Below are 14,422 nucleotides of genomic sequence, written 5' to 3' on the forward strand. Positions count from 1 at the left end.
CACCCGCGCGGCTCGCCGCGCGGGTGCGCCCCGGCGACCGTTGGGCGCTCGATCCGCATGCCGACCTGGTCAAGCTGGAAGACGCATTGCGTCAGGCCGTGATCTTGCACCGCAAGGCCGGCGCGCTAAATAGCGAACTCCGACAGGCGGAACGTGCGCTCGTCGAAGAAGAAACAGAGGCGAACTTCGCTTGGCTGTGCGACGTCAAGGAGCGCTTGGCGGTGATCGCGGGAGCGGAGACCGAGGCGGACCTGCAGGACACGAACGACTCGACTGTGTCGTAGGGCCTGTGCGATGGCGGAATACGAAGCGCCTTCGCGGCATGGTTAACAATCGGTCAAGCGTCTCGCTTGCATACCGAGTCCGAGCTACGACGCGGTCGAAGTGATTCGTCCGGGTTCCACACGCATTGCGGCGCCGACGGCGCGGCGTGGCCGAGAGGCCCCCGCATCGTGCCGCGCCGAAACAATAGGCTGATCATGGCGACGAAGGCAACGGAACGGGACGAGACGGACACCGCTCCGGCAGAGCAGACCGATGGGCCGCTCCTCGACCTGACGGATGCTTCGGTCAAGCGGATGGTGAAGCTCGCCAAGAAGCGCGGGTACATCACCTACGAGGAGGTCAACGAGGTCCTGCCCGAGGGGCAGTCCGACCCCGACCAGCTCGAGGACGTGCTGTCCCAGCTCTCCGAGATGGGCATCAACGTCGTCGAGGCCGAGGAGACCGACGAGGCCGCCGCCGACAAGCCCGCCAACGGCGAGGCGTCGGAGGACGAGGAGGGCGCCGAGGGTACGGAGGTGGCCGAGGTCGCCCCGACGCGCGCCGTCGCGGTCGTCACCGCCACCAAGGAGCCGACCGACCGCACCGACGACCCGGTGCGCATGTACCTGCGCGAGATGGGCTCGGTCGAGCTGCTGTCGCGCGAGGGCGAGATCGCCATCGCGAAGCGGATCGAGGCCGGCCGCGAGGCGATGATCGCCGGCCTGTGCGAGAGCCCGCTGACCTTCCAGGCGATCATCATCTGGCGCGACGAACTCGTCGACGGCAAGGTGCTGCTGCGCGACATCATCGACCTCGAAGCCACCTATGCCGGCCCCGACGGCAAGAACCCGCAGATCGCCGAGGGCGCGACCGAGGGAGAGGAAGCCGAGGCCGAGACGCCGGCGCCCGAGGGCGGCGACGACGACGACGACATGGAGAACAACGTCTCGCTCGCGGCGATGGAAGCCGAGATCAAGCCGCGCGTGCTCGAGACGTTCGACGCGATCGCCAACAACTACCGCAAGCTGCGCAAGCTCCAGAACGAGGAGACCGCGCGCAAGGCCGGCAACGAGAAGACGACGCCCGCCCAGGAGAAGAAGCAGGCCGAGTTCAAGGACACCGTCGTCGCCGACGTGAAGTCGCTGTCCCTGAACAACAACCGCATCGAGGCCCTGGTCGAGCAGCTCTACGACATCAACAAGCGCCTTATCTCGCATGAGGGCCGCCTGATGCGCTACGCCGAGAGCCACGGCGTCGCCCGCGACGAGTTCCTGCGCCACTACCAGGGCTGGGAGCTCGACCCGAACTGGATGACCCGCGTCGGGACGCTCGGCGGCAAGGGCTGGAAGAACCTCGTCGAGAAGGGTTCGAAGCAGGTCTCGGACCTGCGCGAGCAGATCCTGACGCTCGCCTCCGAGACGGGCCTGGAGATCGGCGAGTACCGCAAGATCGTCAACATGGTCCAGAAGGGCGAGCGCGAAGCCCGCCAGGCCAAGAAGGAGATGATCGAGGCCAACCTCCGCCTCGTGATCTCGATCGCCAAGAAGTACACCAACCGCGGCCTGCAGTTCCTGGACCTGATCCAGGAGGGCAACATCGGCCTGATGAAGGCCGTCGACAAGTTCGAGTACCGCCGCGGCTACAAGTTCTCGACCTACGCCACCTGGTGGATCCGCCAGGCGATCACCCGCAGCATCGCGGATCAAGCGAGAACCATCCGCATCCCGGTGCACATGATCGAGACGATCAACAAGATCGTCCGCACCTCGCGCCAGATGCTGCACGAGATCGGCCGCGAGCCGACCCCGGAGGAGCTGGCCGAGAAGCTGGCCATGCCGCTGGAGAAGGTGCGCAAGGTCCTTAAGATCGCCAAGGAGCCGATCTCGCTCGAGACGCCGATCGGCGACGAGGAGGATTCGCACCTCGGCGACTTCATCGAGGACAAGAACGTCGTCCTGCCGATCGACGCCGCGATCCAGTCGAACCTGCGCGAGACTACGACGCGCGTACTCGCCTCGCTCACGCCGCGCGAGGAGCGCGTGCTGCGCATGCGCTTCGGCATCGGCATGAACACCGACCACACCCTCGAAGAGGTCGGCCAGCAGTTCTCGGTGACCCGCGAGCGCATCCGCCAGATCGAGGCGAAGGCCCTGCGCAAGCTGAAGCACCCGAGCCGGAGCCGGAAGCTGCGGAGCTTCCTGGACAACTGAGCGGCCGATCCGCCATGACGTGTTGCTCCGACTCGTGTCGGCGGACCACGTCGTCGGCGGCCCGAAGCCTTGCTTTGGCGGTCCGCGAACCCACCTTGGCCGTATGCTTGAGCGTCGCCAGCATCCACCCGTGCCGCCGACCGCCGCAGCCGACGGCTCGGAGGCGGACGACGTGCCGTTCGGCGCGCTGCAGGAATGCGTCGCGATCCGCGACTGGTTGCTGAGCGAAGGAGCGCGCCTGCCCGAGCCCGACGACCTGATCGCTGGCTTCGCCGAGCGCCTGAACCAGGTCGGCGTGCCCGTCGATCGGACCTCGACGGCGATCGACACGCTGCATTCCGAGTATTCCGGCATCGGGCGCATCTGGACGCGCGAGGCCGGCACCACGGTGCGGTTGTTTCCGCACGGCGAGGCTTCCGAGCGCGCCTACGCGGCGAGCCCGTTCCGGAAGGTGCACGAGGACGCCGCATGGCTGATCCTCGATCTCGCCGACACGCCGGACGACGCCTACTCGGTGATCCCCGACCTGAAGGCCGCCGGCTACACCCACTACATCGTCGTGCCGCTGTTCTTCACCAACGGCACCCATAACGGCATCACCTTCGCGACCCGCGACCCGGACGGGTTCCGCGACGAGGACGTCGCGATCCTGCGCTTCGTCATGCCGGCGCTCGCCGCGGTGATGGAGATGCGCCTCGTCACCAAGCAGCTCGACACGGTGCTGCGCATCTACGTCGGCGACGAGCCGCACCGGGCGATCCTGTCGGGGGACATCCGTCGCGGCCAGGTGAAGCGCATCCGCTCGGCGATCCTGTTCGCCGACATGCGCGACTACACCCGCATCTCGGCGGACATGACGCCGGAAGAGGCGGTGGACCTGCTCAACATCTTCTTCGACTGCCTGGTCCCGCCGATCGAACGCGAGGGCGGCGAGGTGCTGAAGTACCTTGGCGACGGCCTGCTCGCGATCTTCCGCGAGCCGGGCGACGACCTCGGCGGCGCCGCCAAGGGTGCGCTGACGGCGGCGCAGGGCGCACTCCAAGCGCTGGAGGAGGCCAACACCCTTCACCAGTTCGCGGTGCCGATGATGGCCGGCATCGCGCTCCACCACGGCGAGGCCGCCTACGGCAACGTCGGCTCGGGCACGCGGCTCGATTTCACCGTCATCGGCCGCGACGTGAACATGGCGAGCCGCATCGCCCGGCTCAACAAGACGCTGGGCGAGCCGCTGCTGATGTCGAAGCCCTTCGTCGACTTCCTGTGGGGCGATCCGGTGCCGCTCGGCGAGCATGTCCTCGACGGCTTTTCCGAGCCGATGATGGTCTACCGGCCGCGTCCGAAGCCGCATCGCCGCCAGGGCTGATCTCAGCCCCGCAGCGTCAGCGTGCCGCCGGCGATGCTGAAGTCGCGCACCCGCTTGAGGAACGACATCCCAAGCAGGTTCGTGCCGAGGCCGCCGCCGGGCACGACCACCGCTTCGACGTCGCGCACGGTGACCGGCCCGATCCGGATCATGCCGATGCGCACCGGGGCGACCCGCACAACGCCGTTGGCCGTCATCACCGATTGGGTGAAGTCGCGCGGCGTGAGGACGAGGCCGAGACGCGCGGCCGCCTCCTCGGTGAAGCTGCACGCGGTGGCGCCGGTGTCGACCATCATCCGCAGCGAGCGGCCGTCCACCAGGGCGTCGGCGAGGAAGTGGCCGCTGCGGTCCGCATTGAGGGCGATCGCACTCGGTGCCGAGGAGGATGGCGGCGCCGCGGGCGCCGGTCGCGCGTCGGCCTTGCGGTGAGTCAGGCGGTCGCCGACCCCGCCGAGCACGCCTGCGGCGAGGCCGGCCCCTACGCAGAGCAACAGGATCGTCCGCAACGCCAACCTCCGCGCCCCGAGGGGGACCGGCGGAGACCACCACGGAACCGGTGAACGATACGTGGCGCCTCGCGCGTACCCGGCGGAAACCCGCCGCCTTTCGTGCCGACAGGGTTTCCGAACCGTCTCGGCATCACGACGACAGACGGCGACCAACCTGCGCGCTCGCCCTTTTGACGGGGTTGACCGGGCCGGCCAGTGGGACCACATCTGCGGTGTTCCAGGGAGATCCCCGGCAAGGGGCTGAGAAACCGCTGGCAGGTTCGCAAGGGCTCGCGGCGCGGAAATCCTTCGAACCTGATCCGGTTCACACCGGCGTAGGGATTGGACCGTGGGCGTCGTCCTCGTGGACGGATCGCACCAGCTTCTCGAAGGAAGCGTCAGGCCCGGTCTCTGCGACACCACGCGGAGGATCTTTTGGGTCGTCACCCAGCATCACCGATCGGGGTTCGCCGGACGAACGGCGGCACGAACCCGTCCGTCACGTTGCCCGTCCGCGCCGACGTCGCCATCGTCGGCGGCGGCCTGATCGGGCTGTCGATCGCCTGGCGCATCGCGCAGTCCGGTCGGTCCGTCGCGGTCGTCGAGCGCGAGACCATCGGGTCCGGCGCGAGCCTCGCCGCCACCGGCATGCTGGCGCCCGCGGCCGAGCACGAGCCCGGCTCGGACCCGCTGCTCCCGCTCGCCCTCGATTCGCTGCGGCGCTGGCCCCGGTTCCGCGACGAGCTCCAAGCGGCCGCCGGCCACGACATCGATTACCGCGAGGACGGGACGCTGGTATTGGCCATCGGCCGCGACGAGGTCGAGCGCCTGCGCTTCCGCTACGACCTGCAGCGCCGCTCGGGCGTCGCCGCCGAATGGGTCGCGGGCACCGAGGTCCGCCGCCGCGAGCCGGCCCTGCGCCCCTCGGTCACCGCCGGCGTGTTCTGCCCGCTCGACCACCAGGTCGATCCCAGCCGGGTGATGGCGGCGCTCGTGCAGGCCTGCCGTGGCACCAGCGTGGCGCTCGTCGAGAACAGCCCGGTCGTCGCCCTCGAACGGACATCCGGGCGCGTCACCGGCATCCGCACCGCCAATGGCGTTCTGCAGGCCGACACCGTGATCCTGGCGGCCGGCGCCTGGAGCGGGGAGGGCGGCCTGCTGCCCCAAAACCTCGCCCTGCCGGTCCGCCCGCTCAAGGGCCAGTCGTTGGCGCTGAAGACGACCGCGCGCACCGGCACGCTGTCGCACATGGTGTGGACCGAGCAGGTCCACATGGCACCGAAGGGCGACGGCCGCATCGTCGTCGGCGCGACGGTGGAGGATTGCGGCTTCCGCCCCGGCGTCACCGCCGGCGGGCTCTACGCTCTTCTGGAGGGCGCGCGGCGCGTGCTGCCCGGCATCGAGGAGATGGAGGTCGAGGCGGTGTGGAGCGGGTTCCGCCCGACCTCGGACGACGACGCGCCGATCCTGGGCGAGATCGCCCCCGGGCTGGTCGTCGCCACCGGCCATCATCGCAACGGCTACCTGCTCGCCCCGGTGACCGCCGACGCGATCGCTGCCCTCGTCACCACGGGCGCGATGCCGGCGGTGGCCCGGGATTTCTCCCTCGCGCGGTTTACCGCAAGCCAGGACGTGAGGGCTTCGGCATGAGGCTGACGGTGAACGGGCAAGCCCGCGAGATCGAGGCCGCCGACCTCGCCGCGTTGTTCGCGCACGCGGCGGAGGAGACCGGCAGCCCCGATCCGCAGGGGGTCGCCATCGCGGTCAACGGCCGCGTCGTCCGCCGTCGCGATTGGGAGCGTACCCCTATCGCGGACGGCGACCGCATCGAGATCGTACGCGCCATGCAGGGAGGCTAGAGGATGCTCGAGACGCTCACACCCCTCCGTCCGGAGGCCGACGACCCCTTCGTCGTCGCCGGCGTCACGCTGAGTTCGCGCCTGTTCATCGGCACGGCCGGCTATCCGACGCAGGTGATCATGCGCGATGCGGTCGCGGCCTCGGGGGCCGAAGTCGCCACCGCCTCGATCCGCCGGGTTTCGCTCCAGGGCCACGGCTCGGACACGGTCAAGATCCTGAAGGGGCGTCGCTTCCTGCCCAACACCGCCGGCTGCGAGACCGCGCGCGACGCGATCATGACCGCGGAGCTGGCGCGCGAGGCCCTCGACACGAACTGGATCAAGGTCGAGGTCATCGGCGACCGCGAGACGCTGTACCCGGACGTGACCGAGCTGATCGAGGCCTGCCGCCACCTCGTCGACGACGGCTTCGTCGTGCTGCCATACTGCAACGACGACCCGATCGTCTGCCAACGGCTCGCCGACCTCGGCTGCGCCGCAGTGATGCCGATGGGCTCGCTCATCGGGTCGGGCATGGGCATCGCCAACCCGGCCAACCTGGAGCTGATCTGCCGCCGCATGAGCGTGCCGGTGATCGTCGATGCCGGCATCGGCACGGCCTCCGACGCGGTGATCGCGATGGAGCTTGGGGCCGACGCCTGCCTGATCAACACCGCCGTCGCCAAGGCCGACGACCCCGTCCGCATGGCCTACGCCATGCGCGGCGCGGTCCAAGCGGGACGCGACGCGTATCTTGCCGGCCGCATTCCCCGACGCGGCCGGGCCGAGCCGTCGAGCCCGCAGCTCGGCCTTGTCGGCTCGTAGCCTGCCGTCGCCCCTGTTGGCGGTCACCGACCGGCACGGGCCGCGCCCCCTGGTGGAGGCCGTCGCCGCCGTGCTCCACGGCGGCGGTCGCTGGGTCTGGTTACGCGACAAGGACTTGCCGCCATCCGAGCGGCGGGAGCTGGCGGCGCGGATCGCCGAACGCGTCGGCCAGGCCGGCGGCTTGCTCACCGTCGGCGGCGACGCCGACCTCGCGGCCGACCTCGGCGCCGGACTCCATCTCGGCGGCGGGACGGATCGATCCGCCATCGCCGCGGCCCGGCAACGGGTCGGCGCAGCCCTCGTCGGCATCTCGGCCCACACGCTCCGAGACGTCGCGGAGGCGGCCGAGGGCGGCGCGGACTACGTGACGCTGAGCCCGATCTTCCCCACCGCGAGCAAGCCCGGCTACGGCCCCGCCCTCGGGATCGGGGCCATCGCCGAAGCTGTGCGGATCGGAATTCCGGTGATCGCGCTCGGAGGGATCGATATCATCACCGTCGCCGAATGCCGTCGGCACGGCGCGGCGGGTATGGCCGTGATGGGCGGCCTGATGCGCGCCGCCGACCCAGCGGCTGAAACGCGCGCGCTTTTGAGCGCCTGGGCAACCCGCTCGGACGAGCGCTGAGGCAGGATCAAAGGATCGCGGGATCCTGGCTGCCCGCTCGGCGTTTCGCCGAAAACCGCTCTCGATCGGTTTCGCCCACCCACCCCCTCATCCTGAGGTGCGGCATCAGCCGCCTCGAAGGAGCCATCCAGCTCGCGCGCGATACCTGGAGGCCTCCTTCGAGGCCTCCGCTTCGCTGCAGCACCTCAGGATGAGGTCGCTGATTGGGAGCGAATAGATTCGGCAAACCTACTTCGTCGGCGCAGGCCCGTAGGGCGGGCGCGGGATCGCGCGGTGGGCGGCGCGCAAAGCTGCCGACCAGCGTTCGCGCAGGTCGTGGAAGTAGCCCTCGCCGGCTTCGATCCGGTGGTTGACCTCGAGGTCGAGGGCGTTGCGGCGGGCGAGGGCAATGTCGATCGGAAGGCCGACGCCGAGGTTCGAGCGCATCGTCGAATCCATCGAGACGAGGCCGACCTTGAGCGCGTCGTAGAGCTCGGTCTCGAACTTCACGGCGCGGTCGAGGATCGGCTTGCCGTACTTGTGCTCGCCGATCTGCAGGAAGGGCGCGTCGGTGCTGCACTCGATGAAGTTGCCGGCCGAGTAGATCAGGAACAGCCGCATCGGCTCGCTGCCGATCTGGCCTCCGAACAGCAGCGACACGGAGAACCGAAGCCCCGCCGCCTCGAATCCGGTCTTCTCGATCGCGCGGACGCGGCGGATGGCACGGCCGACGAGCTGGGCCGCCTCGAACATCGTGGTCGTCTCGACGAGCTTCAGCTTCGGCTCGCCGTCGTCGCCGGTCACGCCCTCGGAGAGCAGGCTCAGCACCGATTGCGTCACCGAGAGGTTGCCGGCCGAGGCCAGCATCATCACCCGCTCGCCCGGCACGTTGAAGTGGTGGAGCTTGCGATAGGTCGAGATGTCGTCGAGCCCCGCATTGGTGCGGGTGTCGGCGATCATCACCAGGCCGTCCTCGACGAGGACGCCGACGCAGTAAGTCATGGGATCAGGCTTTTCGAAGAGGTGCGCGCGTCAGGATTGCGGTGCCGCCTGGGCTTGCTCCACCCGGAGCTTCACGTCCAGCGTTTCGGTGCCGCCGCCGGTGCGGCTGCCGCGGATCGGGGCGGCGCCGAGGTAGTCAAGGCCGGAGGCGACGCGGATGTAGGCCTCCGTCGTCGCGTCGCCGGTGGTCGGGTCGAAGCCGACCCAGCCGAGATCGGGCACCAGCGCTTCGGCCCAGCCGTGCGGCGTCTGCTGCTCGGCGTCGCTTCCCTCCGGACGGTGGTATCCGGAGACGTAGCGGGCGGGAATCGCCCGGTGCCGGGCGGCGGCGATGAAGACGTGGGCGAAATCCTGGCACACGCCGGCCTCCGCCGCGAAGGCCTTCGGCGCGGGCACGGCGGCGCTGGCAGGGCCCGGCGTGTAGCTCATGTGCGCGTGCACCGCGGCCATCAGGCGGTGCAGGAAGGGGAGCGCGGCCGGATCGCCGGCGGTGGCGACCGCGTCGGACAGCGCCTGGATCTCCGGGCTCGGCAGGACGAGGTCGGTGTCGCGCAGGTAGAACGTCTCGGGCAGCCGCTCGACGGCGCCGCGGACGATGCCGTGGGTCTCGTGGGTGTCGACCTCGCCGGTCACCCGGATCACCAGGGCGTCGGAGGCCTGATCCGGCGTGAACCAGTGCACGACGTTGCCGTAGCCGTCCTCTCGCTCGGTGAGCCGGCCGTCGACCGACGGCTCGATACGCCAGCGGCGGACGTACTGGCCGTCGTGGTCGCGCGGCGTCATGCGCAGGACCTGGATCAGCCCGCGTGCCGGTTGCTCGTAGCTGTAGATGGTCTCGTGGACCACGCGGATGCGCATGCGTCGATTCTGCCCGTCTTGCCTCTGCCGGCGTGATTCGTGCCGGCTTTGCCTTCGCCGTCCCGCCTCCGCCCATCTCGGCGGCGCCGACGGTCGGAGCCTCGCGCGGCCCCGGTGCCACGTTCTACACGACGTTCCGCGGTCGGGTGCAACCGAGCCCGCGTCCTTGGAAGCCGAATCGCCACGTCTTCCGCGGACCTCGGCGCTTCAGCCGAGATACTGGTCCGCGATCGCGGCGCCGACCTTGTTGTTCTCGCCGATGAACGCGATCACGAACTCATGCAGCCCCGAGGCGAAGACCCGGTCGATCTCCTCGCTTTCCAGGCGCGCGAGCAGGTTGCTCGCGAGGCGCTGGCTCGCGCCGCGGCGCCCGTAGGCGTCGGCGATCAGGTCGAGATGCTCGACGAGCACGCCGTAGCAGTTGGCGAAGGAGCGCGGCATCTGCCGGTTGAGGATCAGCAGGTCGGCCACCAGCAGCGGCTTGACGCTCTCGCGATACACCCAGTGATAGGCGTTGAAGGCGGAGACTTCGCGCAGGATCGTGGTCCACTGGAAGTAGTCGAGGCTGCCGCCGACGGTCTCGGATGCCGGCAGGAGGATCTTGTACTTCACGTCGAGGATGCGGGCGGTGTTGTCGGCCCGCTCGATCGCGGTGCCGAGCCGCGTGAACCAGTAGGTGTCGTTGCGCAGCATCGTCCGGTAGGCCGAGCCGTCGAAGGTCAGCGAGATGCCCTTCACCCAGTCGAGGAAGCGCGAGAACGCGTCGCGGTCGAGGTCCTTCTTCTCGTAGGACCGCAATTCGAGCCACGCCCCGTTGATGGTGTCCCACATCTCCGTGGTGAGCGCGGTGCGGACGCTCCGGGCGTTCTCGCGCGCACTCTCGATGCAGGAGCGGATCGAGGACGGGTTGTGCGGGCTGAAGGCGAGGAAGTCGCACACGGTGGCGGCGTTCACGCCGTCGTAATGCGGCTTGAAAACCTCCGGGTCGCCGGCAGAGGCCAGCGCCGAGGCCCATTCGTTGGTCTCGCCCCCGCCGTAGCTCGTCGGCAGCGAGGCCAGCCGATGCGCGGCGTCGAGGATGCGGGCGACGAATTCCGCCCGTTCGACGTAGCGCGAGAGCCAGTAGAGGTTGTCGGCAGTCCTGGAGAGCATGGCTGTTTCGCTGGGTCTCTTCGGCTCGGCCCGGAGGCGTGCGCCGCTCCGCGGTTCTCGGTGAGGGCAGGCGTCAGGCCGTCACGCGTCCAGGACCCAGGTGTCCTTCGTACCGCCGCCCTGGCTCGAATTCACTACCAAAGATCCCTCCTTCAACGCCACGCGGGTGAGCCCGCCCGGCACGATGCGGATTTCGTCGGCGCCGCACAGCACGAAGGGGCGCAGGTCGACGTGGCGCGGGGCCACGCCCGAGGCGACGAAGGTCGGGCAGGTGGAGAGCGAGAGCGTCGGCTGGGCGATGAAGCCGTCCGGCGCGTGGCGCAGGCGCTTGGCGAACTCCTCGATCTCGCGCTTGGTCGCGTGCGGCCCGACGAGCATGCCGTAGCCACCCGACCCGTTGACCTCCTTCACGACGAGCTCTGACAGGTTGTCCATCACGTAGGAGAAGGCCTCCTTCTCGCGGCAGCGATAGGTCGGCACGTTGTGCAGGATGGGCTCTTCGCCGGTGAAGAACTTCACGATCTCCGGCATGTAGCTGTAGACCGCCTTGTCGTCGGCGATGCCGGTGCCCACCGCGTTGGCCAGCGTGACGCTGCCGCGCTCGTAGGCGTTCATCAGGCCCGGCACGCCGAGCATCGAATCGGGGCGGAACACCAACGGGTCGAGGAAGTCGTCGTCGAGGCGGCGGTAGATCACGTCGACCCGGCGCGGCCCCTCGGTGGTCCGCATGTAGACCACGTCGTCCTTGGTGAAGAGGTCGCCCGCCTCCACCAGCTCGACGCCGAGCTTGTCGGCGAGGAACGAGTGCTCGTAGAATGCCGAGTTGTAGCGGCCGGGCGTCAGCAGCACGACGGTGGGGTCGCGGGTCGCCGTCACCGGCGCGAGGCTGCGCAGCGTCGCGAGCAGGGCGTCCGGATAGTTCTCCACCGGCGCGACGCGGTGGCGGGAGAACAGGTCCGGGAACAGCCGCAGCATCACCTCGCGGTTCTCGAGCATGTACGACACGCCGGAGGGGATGCGGGCGTTGTCCTCCAGCACGAAGAAGTCGTTCTCGCCGGTCCGGACGATGTCGATGCCGGCGATGTGCACGTAGAGGTCGTGCGGCACCCGGAACGAGCGCATCTCCATCCGGTAGTGGGCGTTCTTGTAGACGAGGTCGGCCGGGATGATGCCGGCCTTGATGCATTCCTGGGCGCCGTAGATGTCCTTCAGGAACATGTTGATCGCGGTGACGCGCTGCTTCAGCCCGCGCTCGAGGAAGCCCCATTCCGGCTTGGTGATCACCCGCGGGATGATGTCGAACGGGATCAGCCGCTCGGTCGATTCGTTGTCGCCGTAGACCGCGAAGGTGATGCCGATACGCCGGAACAGTAGCTCGGCCTGGCTGCGGCGGGTGTTGAAGTGATCGACAGGCGTCGCGTCGAGCCACGCCTTGAGCTGGCCGTAGGCCTCGCGGACGTCGGCTTGGCTCGTCGCGCTGCCTGCGAAGGCGGTCATCTCGTCGAAGGCTACGCCCGCCATACAGTCTCTCCCCGATACGGCACGCTAGAGGCAAGAGGCGCGCCACGCAAAGGGATTACGAGCTTGTCCGAGGCTCGTTCCAAACACGTCTCAGATCAGGCGCAGGCCCTTTAAGCTGGCATGACCCGATCGGCCGAGGATGACGTGGTCGTGCACCACGATCTTCAGCGGGCTCAACACGGCGACGACCTCGCGAGTCATCGCCACGTCGGCGGCCGAGGGCGCCGGATCGCCCGACGGGTGGTTGTGCGCCAGGATGATCGCGGTCGCCGACAGTTCGAGCGACCGCCGCGCCACCTCCCGCGGGTAGACCGGCGTGTGGTCGACCGTGCCGCGCCCCTGGATCTCGTCGGCGATGAGGTGGTTGCGCTTGTCGAGGAACAGCACCCGGAACTCCTCGCGGGTGGCGAAGGCCATGGTGGCGCGCAGGTACTCGATCAGTTCGGCCCAGGAGGAGAGCAGCGCGCGCTGTGCGATGGCGCCCCGCGCCAGCCGCCGCCCGGCCGCCTCCATCAGCTTGAGGTCGGCGACGACCCCGGCGCTGACGCCCTCGACCTCGGCGAGGCGCGCCGGCTCGGCGCTCAGCACCTCCGCGAAGCTGCCGAAGCGGCGGATCAGCGCCTTGGCCAGCGGCTTCACGTCCCGGCGCGGGATGGCGCGGAACAGGGCGAGCTCGAGCAGCTCGTAGTCGGGCAGCGCGTCGGCGCCGTGCTTGGTGAAGCGCTCGCGCAGGCGGTCGCGATGGCCGAGATAGTGCGGCGGCGCCTCCGGCTTCGGGGCGACGGCCGGCCGTTCGGCGAAGAGCCCGTGCTCGGCCTCGTCGCCGGGGCCCGGCACGGCCTCAGGCTCCCGGGTTGGCGGGCTGGTTCAGCCCCTTCGGCGACACCGTGAAGATCTCCACGCCGGTCTCGGTCACCGCCACCGTGTGCTCGAACTGGGCCGAGAGCGAGCGGTCGCGGGTCACCGCGGTCCAGCCGTCGGAGAGCACCTTCACCGCCGGGCGGCCGAGGTTGATCATCGGCTCGATCGTGAAGAACTGGCCCGGCCTCAGCGGCACGTCGTAGCTCGCCTCGACGTAATGCAAGATGGTCGGCGCGTCGTGGTAGCTCCGGCCGAGGCCATGGCCGCAGAAGTCGCGCACCACCGAGCAGCGCTCGCCCTCGGCGTAGGTCTGGATCGCGCGGCCGATGTCGTTGGTCGAGCCGCCGGGCTTCACCGCGGCGACGCCGCGCATCAGCGCCTCGTAGGTGATCTCACAAAGGCGGGCGGCCTTGCGCGGCACCTCGCCGACGAAGGCCATCCGGCTCGAATCGCCGTGCCACCCGTCGAGGATCAGGCACATGTCGAGGTTGACGATGTCGCCCTCGCGCAAAGGCTTGTCGTTGGGGATGCCGTGGCAGACCACGTGGTTGATCGAGGTGCAGATCGATTTCGGGTAGCCGCGATAGAGCAGCGAGGCCGGGTAGGCGCCGTGATCCATGGCGAACTCGTAGGCGAGCTTATCGAGCGCCTCGGTGGTCACGCCGGGCTGGGTCGCCTCCATCAGCACGTCGAGGCCTTCCGCCGTCAGGCGTCCGGCGCGGCGCATGCCTTCGAAGCCCTCCGGCCCGTGGATCGGTGCTTGGGGCACCCGCCGCGTCGCTTGGTCTTGCTGGGTCATCGAGGGGCTTGTCCGCGCCGGGCCGGTCTTCGACAGCTTATGTACGGCGTGGCCGCCGCAGCGCCAAGTCACGGAACTCTACGCCGGGCGACCGACCCGGCGCCGCGTGACCTGAGGGCGCCTGCGTTCGCTCCGAGGCTTGCGCCGGACGGAGGCACGGCGGCATAAGCGGGGCTCGGGCGACCCGGTGCGACGGGTCCAAAGGCACAGGACGGCGCGATGGCTGACAGGGCGGTACCGCACTTCCACAACGAGCTCGGCGTCGCGGTCATCCATGTCGGCTCGCGCGAGTTCATGTGCATCGGCGCGCTGCCGCCGTTCGACCACCCGCACGTGTTCCTCGACATGGGTGCCGACAACGAGATCATCTGCCAGTACTGCTCGACGCTCTATCGCCAACGCGCCGACCTGAAGGCCGGCCACGCCGACCCGGCGGCGAGCGTCTGGCACGACCAGAAGGCGGCGGCCGAATAGGGCCATGCCGCGAAGCCTGATGCCGCGAGACCCCGGGCCGGCGCTGAGCGTCGCCGTGGTCGGCGGTGGGATCGGCGGGCTGACCGCGGCGCTGGCGCTGAACGCCGCCGGCCACGCCGTCACGATCGCCGAGCGCCGAACCGGGTTCAGCGAGGTCGGCGCC

At 69.4% G+C, this 14,422-nt stretch carries 15 protein-coding genes, 1 pseudogene and 1 riboswitch; of the genes and pseudogenes, 9 read left to right on the plus strand and 7 right to left on the minus strand.

Going from position 1 to position 14,422, the window contains the following annotated elements; genetic code table 11:
- The 3 genes and pseudogenes from FV222_RS06310 to FV222_RS06320 all read left to right on the plus strand — a co-directional run.
- Positions 1 to 284, plus strand: a pseudogene (locus FV222_RS06310) (DNA primase); the annotation flags it as partial.
- A gap of 195 nt (positions 285 to 479) precedes the next feature.
- The gene (rpoD, locus tag FV222_RS06315; protein ID WP_147750129.1) at positions 480 to 2,474 is read left to right on the plus strand and encodes an RNA polymerase sigma factor RpoD; all 1,995 of its coding nucleotides are present in this window, start codon (positions 480 to 482) and stop codon (positions 2,472 to 2,474) included.
- Between the two features lie 103 nt (positions 2,475 to 2,577).
- Positions 2,578 to 3,837 carry an adenylate/guanylate cyclase domain-containing protein gene (locus FV222_RS06320; RefSeq protein ID WP_147750130.1) on the plus strand — a complete coding sequence of 420 codons (1,260 nt, stop codon included), beginning with the start codon at positions 2,578 to 2,580 and terminating at the stop codon, positions 3,835 to 3,837.
- A gap of 2 nt (positions 3,838 to 3,839) precedes the next feature.
- On the opposite strand, the gene FV222_RS06325 is transcribed toward FV222_RS06320, so the two are convergent.
- The gene (locus FV222_RS06325) at positions 3,840 to 4,343 is read right to left on the minus strand and encodes a TIGR02281 family clan AA aspartic protease (RefSeq protein WP_246685345.1); all 504 of its coding nucleotides are present in this window, start codon (positions 4,341 to 4,343) and stop codon (positions 3,840 to 3,842) included.
- Between the two features lie 213 nt (positions 4,344 to 4,556).
- Positions 4,557 to 4,685, plus strand: a riboswitch (TPP riboswitch).
- Positions 4,686 to 4,829: 144 nt separating this feature from the next.
- Here FV222_RS06325 and thiO point away from each other — a divergent pair.
- Genes thiO through FV222_RS06345 form a run of 4 tightly spaced genes read left to right on the plus strand, consistent with a single transcriptional unit; the run spans position 4,830 to position 7,613 of the window.
- The gene (gene thiO, locus FV222_RS06330; protein ID WP_348644931.1) at positions 4,830 to 5,975 is read left to right on the plus strand and encodes a glycine oxidase ThiO; all 1,146 of its coding nucleotides are present in this window, start codon (positions 4,830 to 4,832) and stop codon (positions 5,973 to 5,975) included.
- Positions 5,972 to 6,184, plus strand: coding sequence for a sulfur carrier protein ThiS (thiS, locus tag FV222_RS06335; protein WP_147750132.1), 213 nt, complete (start codon positions 5,972 to 5,974; stop codon positions 6,182 to 6,184). The genes thiO and thiS overlap by 4 nt, the downstream gene beginning before the upstream one ends.
- Before the next feature lie 3 nt (positions 6,185 to 6,187).
- On the plus strand, positions 6,188 to 6,988 hold the full coding sequence (locus FV222_RS06340; RefSeq protein ID WP_147761313.1) for a thiazole synthase: 801 nt from the start codon (positions 6,188 to 6,190) through the stop codon (positions 6,986 to 6,988).
- Entirely contained in the window at positions 6,975 to 7,613 is a 639-nt protein-coding gene (locus tag FV222_RS06345; RefSeq protein ID WP_246685346.1) for a thiamine phosphate synthase, read from the plus strand. The genes FV222_RS06340 and FV222_RS06345 overlap by 14 nt, the downstream gene beginning before the upstream one ends.
- Before the next feature lie 228 nt (positions 7,614 to 7,841).
- Here FV222_RS06345 and FV222_RS06350 read toward each other — a convergent pair whose 3' ends face one another.
- From FV222_RS06350 to map, 6 genes are all read right to left on the minus strand, one after another.
- The gene (locus FV222_RS06350) at positions 7,842 to 8,594 is read right to left on the minus strand and encodes a peptidase (protein ID WP_147750134.1); all 753 of its coding nucleotides are present in this window, start codon (positions 8,592 to 8,594) and stop codon (positions 7,842 to 7,844) included.
- 30 nt (positions 8,595 to 8,624) lie between these two features.
- Positions 8,625 to 9,452 (minus strand): transglutaminase family protein, encoded by an 828-nt coding sequence (locus tag FV222_RS06355; RefSeq protein WP_147761312.1) that lies wholly within the window; start codon positions 9,450 to 9,452, stop codon positions 8,625 to 8,627.
- 207 nt (positions 9,453 to 9,659) lie between these two features.
- Positions 9,660 to 10,604: an alpha-E domain-containing protein gene (locus tag FV222_RS06360; RefSeq protein ID WP_147750136.1), complete on the minus strand. Its 945-nt coding sequence runs from the start codon at positions 10,602 to 10,604 to the stop codon at positions 9,660 to 9,662.
- Between the two features lie 81 nt (positions 10,605 to 10,685).
- On the minus strand, positions 10,686 to 12,125 hold the full coding sequence (locus FV222_RS06365; RefSeq protein WP_147750137.1) for a circularly permuted type 2 ATP-grasp protein: 1,440 nt from the start codon (positions 12,123 to 12,125) through the stop codon (positions 10,686 to 10,688).
- 90 nt (positions 12,126 to 12,215) lie between these two features.
- Positions 12,216 to 12,962: a DNA repair protein RadC gene (gene radC, locus FV222_RS06370; protein WP_147761311.1), complete on the minus strand. Its 747-nt coding sequence runs from the start codon at positions 12,960 to 12,962 to the stop codon at positions 12,216 to 12,218.
- A gap of 4 nt (positions 12,963 to 12,966) precedes the next feature.
- Positions 12,967 to 13,785 (minus strand): type I methionyl aminopeptidase, encoded by an 819-nt coding sequence (gene map / locus FV222_RS06375; RefSeq protein WP_147761310.1) that lies wholly within the window; start codon positions 13,783 to 13,785, stop codon positions 12,967 to 12,969.
- 219 nt (positions 13,786 to 14,004) lie between these two features.
- On the opposite strand from map, the gene FV222_RS06380 reads away from it, so the two are divergent.
- Positions 14,005 to 14,259 (plus strand): zinc-finger domain-containing protein, encoded by a 255-nt coding sequence (locus FV222_RS06380; RefSeq protein WP_147813503.1) that lies wholly within the window; start codon positions 14,005 to 14,007, stop codon positions 14,257 to 14,259.
- 19 nt (positions 14,260 to 14,278) lie between these two features.
- A partial coding sequence (locus tag FV222_RS06385; RefSeq protein ID WP_147813507.1) for an NAD(P)-binding protein occupies positions 14,279 to 14,422 on the plus strand: 144 nt, incomplete at its 3' end.

It is taken from the genome of Methylobacterium sp. WL103 (assembly GCF_008039885.1).
GTDB classification, from domain to species: Bacteria; Pseudomonadota; Alphaproteobacteria; order Rhizobiales; family Beijerinckiaceae; genus Methylobacterium; species Methylobacterium cerastii.